Here is a 15,350-nt window from a genome sequence, read left to right on the forward strand (position 1 = left end):
GAGGCCGCCCGGCGACCGTTATGCCCCTTCCCCCTTGCGGTCCGCGCCGCCGGATGGAGTTCCCTCGCCGCCCGGTGGGGCTTCCCGGCCCTTGGTGGGACAGTCGGGGTCCAGACAGAAGGTCCAGGGCCTCCTTCCCCGGTTCACCATCCTCACCTTTGGCGAGCCGCACTCCGGGCAGACCTCGTCCGTGGGGACCAGGTTGCCGTTCTGCGGGAGGGGATAGGTCACCGTGCATTCCGGGTAGTTGCTGCAGCCCACGAACCTCTTCTTGCTCTTCTTGGCCCGGATGACCCGCAGAGGGGAGCCGCAGCCCGGGCAGGCGCCCAGTACGCGGTCCTCCCGGATGCCGTTGCGTATCTCCGCCGCCACCTCCGAGCGGCTGTCCTCCAGGAGGCGCATGACCTCCTCCAGCATCTCCCGCGACTTGTCCACCACTTCCCGGCGCGTCTCGGCGCCTTCCACGATGGCGTCCATGTCCCTCTCCAGGGCGGCGGTCATCTCGGGCGAGGAGATCACCCCGGCGAACTTGCGCAGGGCCTCGGCCACGGCGATCCCCGTCTCCGTGGGAACGATGGGATCCCCGTAGATGTATCCCCTTTGGTAGAGGCTCTCGATGATGGCGTGGCGCGTGGACTTGGTCCCCAGTCCCAGCTCCTCCATCTTCTCGATGAGCTTGCCCTGCGTGTAACGCGGCGGCGGCTGCGTCTCTCCCTTCTTTGGCGGCGGCGTGTCGACCACCTCCACCACCTCCCCCGTTTCCAGGTGGGGGAGGTCCACCTCCTTCTTCCTCCCGTAGGGATAGAACCGGTACCAGCCCTCCTCCACGGTGCGCGAGCCCCGGGCCACGAAGGGCTCCGGGCCGCACTCGAGGTCGGCGCGCACCGAGAGCACCCGGGCCTCGCCGGCCAGGGTGGCCATGAAGCGCCTGGCCACCAGCTCGTATATCTTCCACTCCTGGGGAGAGAGGTCGTCGGGGGAAGCGGCGGCCGTGGGGTGGATGGGAGGATGGTCGGTGGACTGGCGGCTTCCCCGCGTGGGTACCAGCTTTTTCCTCTCCAGAAGCTCCCCCGCCGGCTCGCGGAAGGCCGGGCTCCTGGAGAGCTCCCGCAGGATGCCCCTTAAGTCCAGGGAGGGCGGGTACACGGTGTTGTCCACGCGCGGGTAGCTGATGTACCCGTTCATGTACAGGTTTTCGGCGATGTTCATGGCCTTGGCCGCCGGGAAACCAAGGGAGGCCGCCGCGGTGAGCAGCCCCGTGGTGTTGAAGGGGATGGGGGGCTTGACCACCCTCTCCGAGGATTTGACCTCCCGCACCGTGGCCTTCCCCTCCAGGCGGGAGTGGGCCTCCTCGGCCTCCTCCTGCGTTGGGAACCGCTCCCTGGCGTGGACGGCCTGGAAGGTCTCCCCGTCCTTGCGGCAGTCTATCTTCAGGGTCCAGAAGGGAGTGGGGACGAACTCCTTGCGCTCCTTCTCGCGGTCCACGATGAGGGCCAGGGTGGGGCTCTGGACCCTGCCCACGGAGAGGAAGTTCTTGCCCAGCCGGGTGGAGGCCAGGCTGATGAAGCGGGTGAGGCTGGCCCCCCAGATGAGGTCGATGTCCTGCCGGGCCTCCCCGGCCGAGGCCAGATTGTAGTAGGGGTCCTCCAGGTGGGCGAACACGCGCTTTATCTCCGCGGGAGTGAGGGCCGAGAAACGCGCCCTCCGGACCCTGATGTCCGGCCGCACTTCCCGGATGATGTTGATGGCGTCCACGCCGATGAGTTCCCCCTCCCGGTCAAAGTCAGTGGCGATGATCACCTCGTCGGCCTTGCGGGCCTCGCTCTGGAGGGTGCGCACCAGGGTCTTGCTGGTGGGGACCTTGACTATGTCGGCGCGGATCAGTTCCCGGGGCTCCACCTCCTGCCACTGCTGATAGCGGGGCGGGAAGTCCACCTTGAGGATGTGGCCCTTGAGTCCCAGGCAGTGGACCTCTTCCCCGTTCATGCGGAAGACGTACACGGGGTTACGGGACGAGGAGAGCGGGCGCGCCTTCCCATCCGAGAGGATGGTGGAGATGCGCCGCGCGGTAGTGTTCTTCTCGGTGATGATAAGCTTCATGTACCCGCTCTCCGTGGTCCGGTTAAATGGTAATTCCTGGAATTCAACCTCCGCCGGAGAGCTCCCCTCCCTCACCTCCCGCTCCCCGGCGAACATTCGGCAAATATCCGTACCACATTAATAATGCGCCGTCAAGGAACGGCAACCCTTCCTCCAAGACCGCACCCCGACGTCCGATCTTAAGCGGTGTTCACAAGCGGTGCATAAGTGGTGATGCCAGCCAGGTTCCCGGAAAATGCGAAGGGGCCGCCCTCCTGCGAGGGCGGCCCCGCGGCTCGGATCCTACTTCACGAAGAGAGGGGCGAACACCAGGGAGATCACCGTCATCACCTTGATCATGATGTTCATGCAGGGTCCGGCGGTGTCCTTGAAGGGATCGCCCACCGTGTCGCCCACCACGGCGGCGGCGTGGGTGGGTGTACCCTTTCCGCCCAGGTTCCCGGCCTCGATATATTTCTTGGCGTTGTCCCAGGCCCCACCGGCGTTGGCCATGAAGATGGCCATGAGGAAGCCCACCACCAGGGCACCGCCCAGGTATCCGGCCAGGGCCTCGGCGTTCCACAGGCCGATGACGATGGGGCTGAGGACGGCGATGGAGGCGGGGGCGATCATGTAGCGCAGCGCGCCCTTGGTGGAGATGTCCACGCACCGGGCGTATTCCGCGCTGACCCCTTCCTTGCCCTCCAGGAGGCCCGGGATCTCCCGGAACTGCCGCCGCACTTCCTCCACCATCTTGTTGGCTGCCTTGCCCACGGCGCTGATGGCCAGGGAGGCGAAGAGGAAGGGGAAGGCGGCGCCCAGGAAGAGGCCGATCACCGTCTGGTAGTGGCTGAGGTCGATGGAGGGCACCTTGGCCGCGTCGGTGAAGGCCCGGAAGAGGGCCAGGGCGGTAACCCCCGCCGAGGCGATGGCGAAGCCCTTGGCGATGGCCGCCGTGGTGTTGCCGGCGGCGTCCAGGCTGTCGGTTATCTGGCGCACTTCCGGAGGCTGCCCGCTCATCTCGGCGATGCCCCCGGCGTTGTCGGCGATGGGCCCGTAGGCGTCCACGGCCACTACCGTTCCCGTAGTGGACAGCATACCGATGGCCGCCAGGGCGATGCCGTAGATCCCCCCGGAGACCCCGAGGGATCCCGCCGCCGCGCCGCCCATGGCCCAGCGCCCCGCCAGGTAGGCGGCGGCGATGGCTCCCACCAGGAAGATGATGGAAGCCGTGGTCGACTCCATGCCCACGGCGATACCGGAAAGGATATTGGTAGCCGAACCGGTGGTGCTGGACTTGGCCAGGTTCTTGACGATGGGGAAGGCGTCAGAGGTGTACACCTCGGAGACCTGCCCGATGAACATGCCGGCGAAGAGGCCGGCCACTATGCCGATGAAGAAGCCCACCGGGTTCTTGACGCCCGGGGTGTCCTTGAGAAACAGGACGACCAGGCAATAGGTGGCGATGGTGGTCAGCACCGCCGCGCTGTAGGTGGCCAGGGACAGAGACCTTCCGGGATGCCCGCTCTCCCTGCCCCTGACGATCAAGCTGGCCAGTATGGAGCAGATGATACCCACGGCGGCTATGGCCAGCGGAAGGACCATCCCCTTCCACTCGTACCCGGTACCGGCGAAGAGGATGGCTCCCAGGGCCACCGGTGCCACGATGGAACCCACGTAGGACTCGTAGAGGTCGGCGCCCATACCGGCCACGTCCCCCACGTTGTCCCCCACGTTGTCCGCGATGACCGCCGGGTTGCGGGGATCGTCCTCGGGAATGCCCGCCTCCACCTTGCCCACCAGGTCGGCGCCCACGTCGGCGGCCTTGGTGAAGATGCCTCCGCCTACCCTGGCGAACAGGGCGATGGACGAGGCGCCCAGTCCGAAGGCGGCCACCACGTCAGGCACCGAGTTCCTGCCCAGCTCGGGAATCACCTGCAGGACGGTATGGGGCGCCCACCACTTGGTCATCAGCAGGTAGACGAAGGACACGCCGAAGAGGCCCATCCCCACCACGGAAAGGCCGGTCACCGAGCCGCCCCGGAAGGCCAGCCTCAAGGCGCGCCCCATCCCCTGTTTCGCGGCCTGCGTGGTCCGGCAGTTGGCCCGGGTGGACACGGTCATGCCGATGACCCCGATGCTTCCGGAGCAGACCACGCCAAACAGGTAAGCGAGGGCCTGATACCTGCCGACGGGCAGGTCCCCGTTCTTCACGAAAAAGAACATGGCCAGGGCGACCAGGAGGAGGAACCAGATGGCGGTGGAATATTCGCGCTTGAGAAACGCTGCCGCTCCCTCCTGCACATGCCTGGAGATGGTTTGCATCTTCTCGTCCCCGGGATCCTGCTTGAGTACCCACCAGGCGTAAAAACCTGCCGTACCCAGGCCCAGCAGTCCGGCGATGAGCGTGATATAGGGCCAGGCGTTCTCCATCTCATCACTCCTTTCCCTGACAGACCGTTATCGACTTATACCGTTCCTTTGTTTTTCCAAGTATTTATAGTCTATCGCCGGGCACTCCATCCCACCGACATCCTTCGCCGCCCGCCGTGAGTCGAGTCGTCGTGCCTGCCCGCTTTACGAACCACACATATCCGTTCCCTCCTGCACTTCCCCACCCGCGCCTTCCGTGGTCATCAGGCCTTTCAGCGCCTGAGCTGGCTTCACAGCTGACCGGTCGATCACAACGGAAGAGGCCTTCACCGGTTCAGCCTTCCTCTGCGGCGCGGTAAACATGGTCGATAACCCCACAGGTTGATCATCTCATCCGCAGATCTATTTCGGGACTTCCGCAGGAAACCTTCTTCCGGTCTCGCGCCGGCAACTCGTGACTTAACTTAATATCCGATGGTCCTTATCGCCTTGAAAATTCGGAATGCCGAAATTATAATTTGGGTTACTCAAAATTTCAAGGACCCTGGGAGGGGTGATGAAGACTTCGCGGCAATCCTCTTTATTCGATCAGCACTGCGATTATCTTAAGCACATCTTCCGGCTCCAGCAGTCGCAGTGCCCCGTTTCCACCTCCGCCCTGGCGGAGTCCCTGAAAGTGGCCCCTTCCACGGTTACCGACACCCTCAAGAAGCTCTCCCAGAAAGGCCTTATAAATTATACTCCCTATCACGGCATAACCCTCACCCCGAAAGGGGAAAAGCTGGCCGTGAAGGCCATCCGGAGGCACCGCATCGTGGAGCGCTTCCTCACCGACATGCTGGGCTTCGAATGGCACGAGGCCCACGAGGAGGCCCTGCGCTTCGAGACCCAGATCTCGGAGGAGGTGGAGAGGCGGCTCTTCGTGGCCCTCAACCGCCCCAAGGTATGTCCCCACGGCTACCCCATCCCCTCCAAGGTGGAGGACGTCCGCATGGAGGAGACCACCCTCTACTCCCTGGAGCCCGGGGAGCGAGCGGAGGTTATCAGCGTCAAGGACGACGAGCCAGAGCTGCTGCAGTTCATGGCCTCCCTGGGCATCAAGCCGGGGGTGAAGATAAGGGTGGTGGCCAAGGACCCCTTCAAGGGACCTCTGCAGGCGGTGGTGGGCCGGAACCGCCGCACCGTGGGGTGGCACCTGGCCAACTCCATCCACGTCCGGAAGATCACTTGAGCCGAAGGCTCCGCCCGAGCTCCCCTGGTACCAGACGGAGGGACTGGAAACGAAACTCCTGCTCCACAATCCCGCCGCTTCCCCGATCACCTATTCTCGAGCCGCGGAGGCAGGAAACTCGTATCCTGGCCCTACCCGTTATCCTTGGAGCCCTTTCATGCTCCACTCCAAGTGAAACCTCGAGGTCAAGCCGGAGAGAAAGCTTCCGCATCGATATTCATTCCCCAACAAGGGCGTCGTCGGCAAAAAGAAAGGGGCCCCCCTCGCGTGGTCCGCGTGAGGGCCTCAACCCGTGATGGCTTCCGGGTCACCGTTCGTGCGCCGTCCCAACCCCCACTCCCCTTGAGACGGCGATGACCTTCAATCCAGGCTCTCCAGCCACTCTCCGATCAGCGGGAACAGCTCCTCCGGGGCGTTCAGCCCGATCACCAGGTCCACGTGAGCGGTTCCCGGGATGACCGCGAATTTATCCCTGTCGTTGCGGGCCTTGGAGTCGTAGAAACGCCTGATGTCCTCCGGGTTGGTGATGTCCCGCGTGGCGTCCGCGATGACCAGGGAAGGCAGGCTGATCTTGCCCAGGTTGTCGGAATAATAATAGAACCCGTCCCCGGGACAGGGAGCCGGAGGTGCCCAGCGCAGCCAGCTCAGGAAACCGCGGTTGCGGTAATGTTCCCTGAACTTCTGGTGCACGATGGCGTCACAGAACTGGGCCAGCACCCGGGTGCTCACCCCGTCCAAACCAAACTGAAAGAAATAGGAAGCTACCTCACCGCTCATGTTGTCGGGGTTGATGAGCAGGAGCAGGTTGAGCAGCCCCAGGTCCGGGTACCCCAGGGCGCCCCACAGCATACGGGCCAGGGACTCCAGCATCATGGCGGGAGAGGCCGCCACCCAGCCCAGGGTGGCGGTGAGCGCCCTCAGATCCAGGTAGAAGGGCACGTAGAGGGCCGTCCACAGGAGGGGCTGGAGCAGGCCGGGAATGGACCCCCCGGGGATCACCGGGCCGTCCAGGTCCACTAGGGCCTTGAGGGCCTGGGGCCCGTTCCCGTCGTTACGCATGGCCCGCAGGTAATCGTCGGAGACCACGCCGGAGGTGGGCATGGTGGGATCGATGAACCTAGCGCCCTGCAGGTAGATGTAAGCCATGGTGGAACCCATGCTGTGGCCCACCCAGACCGGCTTCTTTCCGGTCACTTCACGCACCTTGGTAACGATGGCCGGCATGTCATAGATGCCCAGCTCGTCTATGGCGTATCCCACCGCTCCCCCGCTGCGCATGGGCTCCCGGCCCTCGCCACGGTAATTGGCCAGCCACACGTCGTAGCCCTGATCCCAGAGGTAATAGGCTAGGCTGTAGTAGCGCATGGGATCGGCCTGGATGTAGGGATCGCCCTCCGCCCAGCCGGCGAGGTCCTCGGGAAGCGTCAGGTTATAATCATTCCCCGCGGGGGTCTCCACCTGGAAGAAGTTGTGGTTACAGAGGAGTCCCGGCATGAGGATCACTGGCTGTGCCCCCACGTTGTGCCGGCTCTGGGCATCCGGCCTGTATCTCTGGAGCACCAGGTCCACCCCGTCCTGGGTGCGGACCGGGTAAAGGTCCTGCGCGGAGGCCACGGCGACGGCGACGCCCCCCTGCACCTGCGCCACGGCGAAGAAGGACGTGAGGAAGACGAGCAAGGAAACAAGTATGGCGGTAACCCTTACCTTCATCGCATCCCCCTTTGAGTCATCGGAGCGTTCAAACTCCCTGGAAGGCGAACTCGATGGTCTCCGATTCAGCACATCCCCCCTTTCACGTCCCGAAGCCGACTTTATCCTCACCGCATGAAAAAAATGCAGGGAGCGTCAACGCCCTTTCGACCTCCTGCCGGGGCCTTCCTCCGAGCCCCTTAGCCGCCGGAATCAATACCGATGTGTATTATTAACGATAAGTTTAATAAAAATAGATTGACATGTCAATCTATTCTTGATTGAATCCGGTATTGCGTTTAAGCCCACCGTCGGCTCGCACCGGGAACGCAGTACCGGCTCTCCGCGCTTGCCCCTTCTCGCCGGGGGTTGCATAATAGCGAAGAAACGCGGCCGAGAAGAGGGGCTTGGAGATGGGCGGCTCGCGTCCCGTAATCCATCACTCAAGCCACTCCGCGGTATGAGGTGCACCGTACAGGAACGTGCTTAATCCTTCCGGGGATGCCCGCGGAGCAGCCCCTTTGGGGAATGGACGGGCATGGAAATTGCCGGTAGTAGTTATGGGCAGGAAAACGGAACGACATCGGGGCATCGTATGTCGGGTGGGGACGGTTATCTAAGCGGCAGGCGGGATTCATGGTTAAGAAAAGGACCATCCTCTCCCGCCAGGAGAGGGAAGAACAGATATTGAAGGTGGCGGCCAGGGTCTTCGCCACCAAGGGCTACCGCCATACCTCGGTGACGGACATCGTGGAGGAAGCGGGCGTGGCCCGGGGGACCTTCTACCATTACTTCAACTCCAAGAAGGACATCTTTCTCCGCCTGGTGGACCTCTATTTTCATAATATAAGCAACCTTATGCACCAGTCCGGGAAGCGCCTGCGGGAAGGCATTGAGGCCGGCGAGCCCCCCTTGCTGCTCTGGTACGACCAAGCCCTCGAGTACCTGCGCTTTCACCGGGAGAATCCCCACCTCTCCGTATCCGTTCTCCAGGAGGCCATGGGAACGGACCCACAGTTCTCGGAGAGGGTGGCCGAGCTAAGCCGCGCCGTGAGAATGCATCTCTCCGAGGACCTACGGCTCCTGCACCGGATGGGGCTGATAATCAAGGTTGACTTCGACCTGGCGGCCACCTTCATCATGGGGACCTCAGTGGCCGCAGTGCTTAACCACGTCATGCCCGACCCTCGGTGCGACCTGAAAAGGATTGCCTTCGAACAGGTCAGGAACCATTCCCGCGCTCTGGCCGTCTCCCAGGCCGCGGTGGACGCGGCCCTGGCGGAGATGGAATCCATCTTGATGGGCCGGGAACGGGACAGGGTTTCGGTTGAAGCGCAAAAAGGTAACCCATGCGCGATAGCTGATGAGAAAAAGCCCTGAAACCCTCATCAGTATATATTCCCTGCGCACGAACGAAAATAGATGGTCCACCGACATGGCCGAAGATCAAGACGGTGATCCACCCAAGTAAATCCCGTGGTTTGCGGGTGAGCGCCGGGGCACGGAAAACGTGACTTACCGTAAACACCATGCGGGGGGAAACGGTTGAGCCTGCATTCAGCGGTCGGAGGGGTCCTTTCCAGCCTGCAGGCGAGCCTCCAGCTCGGATATGGCCTGTCGGAGCTTGCTCTGTCTGATGGCGGTGGTGAGGTCGCCCCTGGTGCGCTCGATAATTCCCCGTGCCATGTCCGTGGTGCGGCGCAGGTTGCCGGTGATGGCGTCCGGGTAGTCGAAGGACACCAGCAGGTAGTAGATGTCGTCCATGTGGGACAGCAGCTCGTCGCTCCGTTCCAGGTGTCCCTCCCGGATGAGGTCCAGGATGGCCCGCCGCAGCTCGCCTACCGCCTCCCCTAGCCCGTTGAGGTAGGCGGGGTATTCCACCCCCAGCTCCTCGGGGCCGGGTAGGGGTTCGCGGTAGATGAGGGCGTAGGTGGCCCGGGCCTCGGCGTATTCCTTCTGGGCGTCATGGACGAAGCCCGCGGTATAGACTTCGGGGTGATCCTCGGTCATGTGAGTGATGCTCGAGGAGAGGCCGGCGGCCTGCTCGAGAAGCCTCTCCGCCTCCTCCCTCTCCCCCCGGTGGACGGCACGGATGACGTAACTGGAGGTCTGGACCAGGGAGCGGCAGAGCCTGAGCACCTCCTCCCGGGTGTTGTTCTTGGCCTCGAAGTCCGCCCTGATACGCGTGCGCAGCGCCTCCCAGTCCATGCTCTCCCCCTTCCAACGTTCCGTTTGTCCTCGAAGATCAATATACACCAGGAGGCGCTCCCGGGAGCCGGGCACCGCATCATCCCGGGGCGGGACATACCAGGAGGGATTTCCCGGCGGGCGATCACCGAGCCGTTTCATGGCGCACAATCAGGCGGCCGGGGAAGGGAGACGACGGTGTATTATAATAAACCCCAAGTCTTACGGGGATCGACCCCGGGTTCCGCGAATGGAAAGCCGGTAACCCTCTCGGAGGTGACCATGATCGCGCGACGGGGAGAGCGCATCCCCCCCTTCATCGTCATGGAGGTCTTGGAACGGGCCCTGCGGATGGAAAGGGACGGCCACGACATCGTGCACATGGAAGTGGGGGAACCCGACTTCGACACCCCCCGCTGCATAAAGGAGGCCGCCTACCGCGCCATGCTGGAGGGCAAGACCCGTTACACCCACAGCCAGGGGGTGCGGGAGCTGCGGGAAGCCATCTCCGAGAACTACCACCGCAAGTACCACGTGGAGGTGGACCCGGACCGCATCGTGGTCACCAGCGGGAGCTCGCCGGCCATGCTCCTCCTCTTCGCCGCCCTCCTGGACCCCGGGGACGAGGTCATCCTCTCCAACCCCTGTTACGCCTGCTATCCCAATATCGTGGAATTCGTGGATGGGAAACCGGTGGAAGTCCTGGTGCACGAGGAGGACGGCTTCCAGTACCGGCCCCGGGAGATCGAGAAGAAATTGAGCCCGAGGACCAAGGCCATCATCATCAATTCCCCCTCCAACCCCACCGGAAACCTCCTCGAACCCGAGGTCATGGAGGAGATCGCCTCCCTGGCCGGAAGGGGACTCTACGTGGTCAGCGACGAGATCTACCACGGGCTGGTGTACGAGAGCAAGGAGCATTCCATCCTCGAGTTCACCGACCAGGCCTTCGTCATCAACGGCTTCTCCAAGCTCTACGCCATGACCGGCTGGAGGCTGGGGTACCTCATCGCCCCGCCGGAATTCGTCCGCCCCATCCAGAAGATGATGCAGAATCTCTTCATCTCCGCCAACGACTTCGTGCAGTGGGCGGGGATCGCCGCCCTCACCGAGGCCGCCGAGGAGGTGGAGGCCATGGTGCGCACCTACGACCAGCGCCGCCGCTTCCTCCTTCCCCGCCTGAGGGAGATCGGCTTCGGGGTGACGGTGGAGCCCCAGGGCGCCTTCTACGTGCTGGCCAACGCCAAGCGCTTCACCGCCGATTCCTATTCCTTCGCCATGGAACTCTTGGAGAAGACCCGGGTGGCGGTGACCCCGGGCATAGATTTCGGCAGCGGGGCGGAAGGCTACATCCGCTTCAGCTACGCCAACCACCTGGACCGACTCAAGGAGGGCATGCGCCGCTTGGAGGAATACCTGGTCCGCCGGGGTTGAATACCCGGCCCCAGGTGGAGGGGCACGCCTTCCGGGAGCGGCGGGAACGGCAATTCACGTGTTGGTAATTAATGAAATATATGTCCTCAGCGCCGGTCCACGATACGGGTGGCCTTAAGGACGCGGGATGGGTCGTATATCTCCGGGGACTGCACGTACTCGATGCGCGGGGTTATCCCCACCGCCTCGCGCACCTTGGCCGTCACTTCCCTCTCCAGGTCCTGGCGCAGCCTCCCAGCCACGGAGAGGCGCAGAGTGAGCCGGTCCGGGCTCAGGGGGTCGCCGGGGTTCTCCTTCTCCACCACCAGCTGGTACTCCACCACCCCGCGCACCCCGGCCAGCTGGTTCCTCACCGCCTCCGGGTTGACCAGCTTGCCCTCCACGCGGACGACCTTGTCCGCGCGCACCGCGTAGGTGGAACCCATGCGGATGACCAGGCGCCCTCCAACCCGGCCGCAGTGGGGGCAGACCCCCCTCTCCAGGGCCACCAGGTCCCCCACCAGGTAACGCAGCAGCACCGTGCCCCGCCGGTCCAGGTGGGTGATCGCCAGGAGACCCAGCTCTCCGTCGGGAAGTGGCCGCAGGGTCTTGGGGTCCAGGACCTCCAGGTGGTAAAGGTTGGGAGCCGGGTTGTGGTTACCCCCGGACTCGCAGCATTCCACGAAGCTCCCCTGGCACTCGGTGAACCCGTAGCCGTTGATTATGAAGGCACGCGAGGCTTCCCCGGGAAGGTGAGCGCGCATCTCCTCGCGCATCCCCTCGGTGACCGTCTCCCCCAGGGAGAGGACGATGCGCACCGAGGAGAGGTCCGTTCCCGCCTGTTCCCCCCGCAGGATGAACCTCCTCTCCTGGCGTCCCATGCCCGCCAGCACGGTGACCCGGTGCTCGGCGGCCAGCTCGAGGGCCTCGTCCAGGGACCGGTGGAGCGGGAAGCCGGGCACGTCCCTCCCGGTGAGAGCGTTGACCAGCTTCATGCCCACCGAGGAGGCGAGGTGCACGGTGCGGTAGAAGCCGATGTGCGGGAGGTTGCCGTAAGGAAAGAGGTTGAGGACGGTGTCCCGGGGGGTCATCCAGCATATCTCGGCCATGCGGCGCATGGCGAGGCTGATGTTGTACATGTCGTAGGCGGTGTTGAAGAACGGAGCCGGCGTCCCAGTGGAGGTCCCCGAGGTGTAGGTTATTTCGTAGGTGACGTCCAGCTCCCCCGGCGGGTCCACGACCAGGAGGAAGGCCAGGGGGTTGCGCAGGTAGGCTTCCATGGGGGTGACCGGTATCCTCTCCAGGTCCTCGAGGGAGCGGACCTTCTCCACCTCCACCTTCTCCCGGCGGAAGAGCTCACGGTAGTAGGGGCTGAAGCGGGCAGTCAGCTCCAGCTGTCGCCTGAGGTTGTGCGCCTGCAGCCCCTCGAGTTCCTCGGTGCTCATCCACAGGGGATTCCGGGCGTCCCGCCGGTAAATATTCCAGGACCGAGCGAATTCCCGGGCCTTCTCCGGGGTGACTTCGCCTATTCTCATCCCAGCAAGCACCTCGACAGCCGCTCACGCGAACAACGTCTCCCGGCGGACGTGCCTATGCCCGCCGTGTTTTCCATTATAAACCACGCTTGTCCCCCTCCCGGGCGCCACCGGGTTTACATGGGGACCTAAGGGAGGTTCCTTTGCTTCACGTCGCAGAGGAGGAGGGTGAAATCGTCCTCCATGGCGCCCCCGCAGTAGCGGCGCAACACCTCGACCAGCTCCCCCAGGAAGGCCTCCGCGGACCGCGATCCAGCCCCCTTGAGGAAACGGCGCAGGCGCTTCTCCCCGAAGGGACGGCGGCGGGAGTCGCGGCAGTCCACCACCCCGTCGGTGTAGAAGAAGAGCCGGTCGCCGGGTTCCAGGTTCACCTCCTCCACTTCCAGGTCCAGGCTCTCGAAAGCCCCCAGGATGGTGCGCCGCTCCGAGGGCAGGGGGACCACCTCCCCGCCCCTTCGGATCAGGTAGGGATCGTTGTGGCCGGCGTTAACGTAGCGGAAACGCAGGGTGCGCAGGTCCAGCTCCCCGTAGATGATGGTTATGAAGCGGTCCTCCAGGCGGTGAGGATAAAGGGCATGGTTGGCCTTCCGCATGACCTCCAGGGGGTCCCGGCCGTCCACGGCCTCGGCGCGCACGGCGCTCATGGCCAGGGTGGCCAGCAGCGCCGCCGGGATACCGCTTCCCGCGGCGTCTCCCACCACCACCACCAGCCGTTCCCCATCCATCCAGTAGTCGTACCAGTCGCCGCCCACGATGCGTGCCTGCTCCATGTGGGCCACCACCTTCACCGCCTCGTTCTCCAGGGAACCCTCTGGAAGCAAGGCGCTCTGGATGCTGGCGGCGATGTCCAGCTCCTTGTCCACCAGGGCCAGGTGCTGCAAGCGTTTCTGCTCGGTGATGTCGCGGAAAACGCAGATGACGTTCTCTATCTGGCGCTTCGGGTTGCGGATGACCGAGAAGGAACCGCTTATCCAGACCTTTTTTCCGTCCCGCCTCTCGTACTCCATCTCCGGGAGCGCGGCCCTTTCCCCCCGGAAGGCGGCCTCTATCGGGCAGTCCAGCACCGAACAGACCCCCGGCTCCGGGTTTTCCTCCCCATAGAGGACCTCGTGGATGTGCCGGCCCAGGGCCTCCTCCTGGCGCCACCCGAAGAGCTCCCCGGCGGCGGGGTTGAAGAGGACGATGTTCCTCGAGCGGTCCACCACCATGATGGCCTCCGGGTTGGCGGAGATGATGGCCTCGCTGCGCTCCCTCTCCCGGTAGATGCGCTCGTTGGCCTCCAGCTCCTGGAGCCTGCGTTCTCTCTCCTGGATGCGCTGGCGCAGCCCGGCCTGAAAGACGGCCACCGCCGCCTGGGCGGCGATGACCCTCACCATCTCCACCTCCCCCGGTTCGAAGACGCGGGGGGAGCGGACGTTTCCCAGCACCATCACCCCGGACACTGCGCCCTCCCGGAAGAGGGGGATAACCAGGCAGGACCTCAAGTTCAGGGAGGAGAGGTGGCCGCGGTCCACGCGCGGGTCGCCCTCCACCTCCGACACCGCCACCATCTCCCCCTCCCGTATAGCCCGGCGGGTGACCAGGTCCGCCCGGGAGAGGGGGAGACGGCTCCCCTTAAGGCGCCGGTTCACCGGGGTGGTCAGGCCGTGGCCCCTCACGAACTCCAGCTCCTCATCCTCCGGGTGGTAGAGGAAGAGGATACATCTCTCCACCTTGGCCACCTCCGCCATCTTGCGCAGGATGATGCCCACCGCCTGGTCGAAGCCCACCGCCGCCGCCGCTTCCTCGGCCAGTTCCTTCATCATCTCCATCTCCCGGGCGCGCCTCCTCTCCAGCTCGAATAGGCGGGCGTTCTGGATGGCCACTCCCGCCTGGGGCGCGAAGGCGGCCAGGAGGGCCATGTCAAGGCGGTCGTAGGAACGGGGTTCCGCGTCGTAGAGTTCCATCCCCCCCAGGGGCGTGTGGTCCTTGAGGATGGGGCAGGAGAGGGCGGAGCGGACCCTGCCGCCGCCGGCCGGGACGGGGAGGGAAAGTCCGCGCAGCCGGTCATCCGCTCCGCTGACCGGCGCCCCGGTTTCAAAGGCCCGGCCCAGGAGCGAGCGCCGGGGATCCACACGCCGGCCCTTCGTCCATGGCGGGGCCAGTCCCATCTGGGCCACCAGCACCAGCTCTTCGGCCCCCTCCTCGAGGAGGTAGACCGCTCCCATGGGGGACCGCACGATTCCCGCCGCCACCTCGAGGATCTGGTTCAGCACCGTGTCCAGGTCCATGGTGGAGGTTATGGTACGCCCTACCTCCAGGAGCCCATGGAGCTCGCGGAGCTGGCGGCTCACCATCTCGTCCTTGGTCTCCAGGTAGGAAGCGGAAAGGGCGGCGAGGATCTCGGCGTTCACCTCCCCCGAGGCCTTGAGGAAATCTATCCACTCCCGGGTTCCCAGCTCCCCCTCCCTGACGGCGGGGAGAATGCGGTCCCAGATGATGGCCTCCACCAGGAATACAGCCCGCACCAGGTCCCCCAGGGGAATGTTCTGCATGACCCGGCTTCTTCCCACCCGGCGGGCGAAGGCGTAGAGTTCGTCGCGGCCCGCACCCCGCCCCACCAGAAAGCCGGTGGTCCGCCGGATGAGCTCAGTGAGCTGCCTGCGGACATCGGCCTTGGCCTCCCCGGAGAGGGCTGCGTAAGTGGGGATGTTGCGCTCGAAGGCCTCCTGTATCTCCTCCACCAGGCCGGCGAGGCGCAGGGAAAGTTTGCCGGCGAAATCGTTCAGCATCCGCCCACCCCGTCACACTTTACCCCCCGGCGGGTGCGCGCCGAGCGTCTCGGGGGGTATCCTCCTCGACCA

The 15,350-nt window shown here is 64.5% G+C and carries 9 protein-coding genes; 3 read left to right on the forward strand and 6 right to left on the reverse strand.

Annotated elements, in window-relative coordinates:
- Nucleotides 1–18: 18 nt before the first annotated feature.
- Both QME84_02480 and QME84_02485 read right to left on the reverse strand, forming a co-directional pair.
- Entirely contained in the window at nucleotides 19–2,196 is a 2,178-nt protein-coding gene (locus QME84_02480) for a DNA topoisomerase I (protein ID MDI6873142.1), read from the reverse strand.
- A gap of 186 nt (nucleotides 2,197–2,382) precedes the next feature.
- The gene (locus tag QME84_02485; GenBank protein ID MDI6873143.1) at nucleotides 2,383–4,512 is read right to left on the reverse strand and encodes a sodium-translocating pyrophosphatase; all 2,130 of its coding nucleotides are present in this window, start codon (nucleotides 4,510–4,512) and stop codon (nucleotides 2,383–2,385) included.
- A 496-nt stretch (nucleotides 4,513–5,008) separates the two neighbouring features.
- Between QME84_02485 and QME84_02490 the strand changes: the two genes are divergently transcribed.
- A complete protein-coding gene (locus QME84_02490; protein MDI6873144.1) occupies nucleotides 5,009–5,683 on the forward strand; it encodes a metal-dependent transcriptional regulator in 675 nt (224 codons plus the stop codon).
- A 360-nt stretch (nucleotides 5,684–6,043) separates the two neighbouring features.
- On the opposite strand, the gene QME84_02495 is transcribed toward QME84_02490, so the two are convergent.
- Entirely contained in the window at nucleotides 6,044–7,393 is a 1,350-nt protein-coding gene (locus tag QME84_02495) for an alpha/beta fold hydrolase (protein MDI6873145.1), read from the reverse strand.
- A 615-nt stretch (nucleotides 7,394–8,008) separates the two neighbouring features.
- Here QME84_02495 and QME84_02500 point away from each other — a divergent pair.
- The gene (locus QME84_02500) at nucleotides 8,009–8,752 is read left to right on the forward strand and encodes a TetR/AcrR family transcriptional regulator (GenBank protein ID MDI6873146.1); all 744 of its coding nucleotides are present in this window, start codon (nucleotides 8,009–8,011) and stop codon (nucleotides 8,750–8,752) included.
- A 177-nt stretch (nucleotides 8,753–8,929) separates the two neighbouring features.
- On the opposite strand, the gene QME84_02505 is transcribed toward QME84_02500, so the two are convergent.
- Nucleotides 8,930–9,580, reverse strand: coding sequence for a haloacid dehalogenase (locus QME84_02505; protein MDI6873147.1), 651 nt, complete (start codon nucleotides 9,578–9,580; stop codon nucleotides 8,930–8,932).
- Nucleotides 9,581–9,841: 261 nt separating this feature from the next.
- Here QME84_02505 and QME84_02510 point away from each other — a divergent pair, with 261 nt between their 5' ends.
- A complete protein-coding gene (locus QME84_02510) occupies nucleotides 9,842–10,993 on the forward strand; it encodes a pyridoxal phosphate-dependent aminotransferase (protein ID MDI6873148.1) in 1,152 nt (383 codons plus the stop codon).
- A gap of 86 nt (nucleotides 10,994–11,079) precedes the next feature.
- Here QME84_02510 and QME84_02515 read toward each other — a convergent pair whose 3' ends face one another.
- On the reverse strand, nucleotides 11,080–12,507 hold the full coding sequence (locus QME84_02515) for an AMP-binding protein (protein MDI6873149.1): 1,428 nt from the start codon (nucleotides 12,505–12,507) through the stop codon (nucleotides 11,080–11,082).
- Between the two features lie 128 nt (nucleotides 12,508–12,635).
- Nucleotides 12,636–15,278, reverse strand: a complete 2,643-nt coding sequence (locus QME84_02520; GenBank protein MDI6873150.1) for a SpoIIE family protein phosphatase — start codon at nucleotides 15,276–15,278, stop codon at nucleotides 12,636–12,638.
- Nucleotides 15,279–15,350 lie beyond the last annotated feature (72 nt).

It is taken from the genome of Actinomycetota bacterium, assembly GCA_030019255.1.
Taxonomy (GTDB): Bacteria; Actinomycetota; Geothermincolia; order Geothermincolales; family RBG-13-55-18; genus Solincola_A.

Excerpts from the sequence above, each read along its gene's own strand:
- QME84_02505 (MDI6873147.1), bottom strand. The coding sequence starts at position 9,580 with ATGGACTGGGAGGCGCTGCGCACGCGTATCAGGGCGGACTTCGAGGCC.
- QME84_02495 (MDI6873145.1), bottom strand. The coding sequence starts at position 7,393 with ATGAAGGTAAGGGTTACCGCCATACTTGTTTCCTTGCTCGTCTTCCTC.
- QME84_02485 (MDI6873143.1), bottom strand. The coding sequence starts at position 4,512 with ATGGAGAACGCCTGGCCCTATATCACGCTCATCGCCGGACTGCTGGGC.
- QME84_02520 (MDI6873150.1), bottom strand. The coding sequence starts at position 15,278 with ATGCTGAACGATTTCGCCGGCAAACTTTCCCTGCGCCTCGCCGGCCTG.
- QME84_02480 (MDI6873142.1), bottom strand. The coding sequence starts at position 2,196 with ATGTTCGCCGGGGAGCGGGAGGTGAGGGAGGGGAGCTCTCCGGCGGAG.
- QME84_02490 (MDI6873144.1), top strand. The coding sequence starts at position 5,009 with ATGAAGACTTCGCGGCAATCCTCTTTATTCGATCAGCACTGCGATTAT.
- QME84_02510 (MDI6873148.1), top strand. The coding sequence starts at position 9,842 with ATGATCGCGCGACGGGGAGAGCGCATCCCCCCCTTCATCGTCATGGAG.
- QME84_02500 (MDI6873146.1), top strand. The coding sequence starts at position 8,009 with ATGGTTAAGAAAAGGACCATCCTCTCCCGCCAGGAGAGGGAAGAACAG.
- QME84_02515 (MDI6873149.1), bottom strand. The coding sequence starts at position 12,507 with ATGAGAATAGGCGAAGTCACCCCGGAGAAGGCCCGGGAATTCGCTCGG.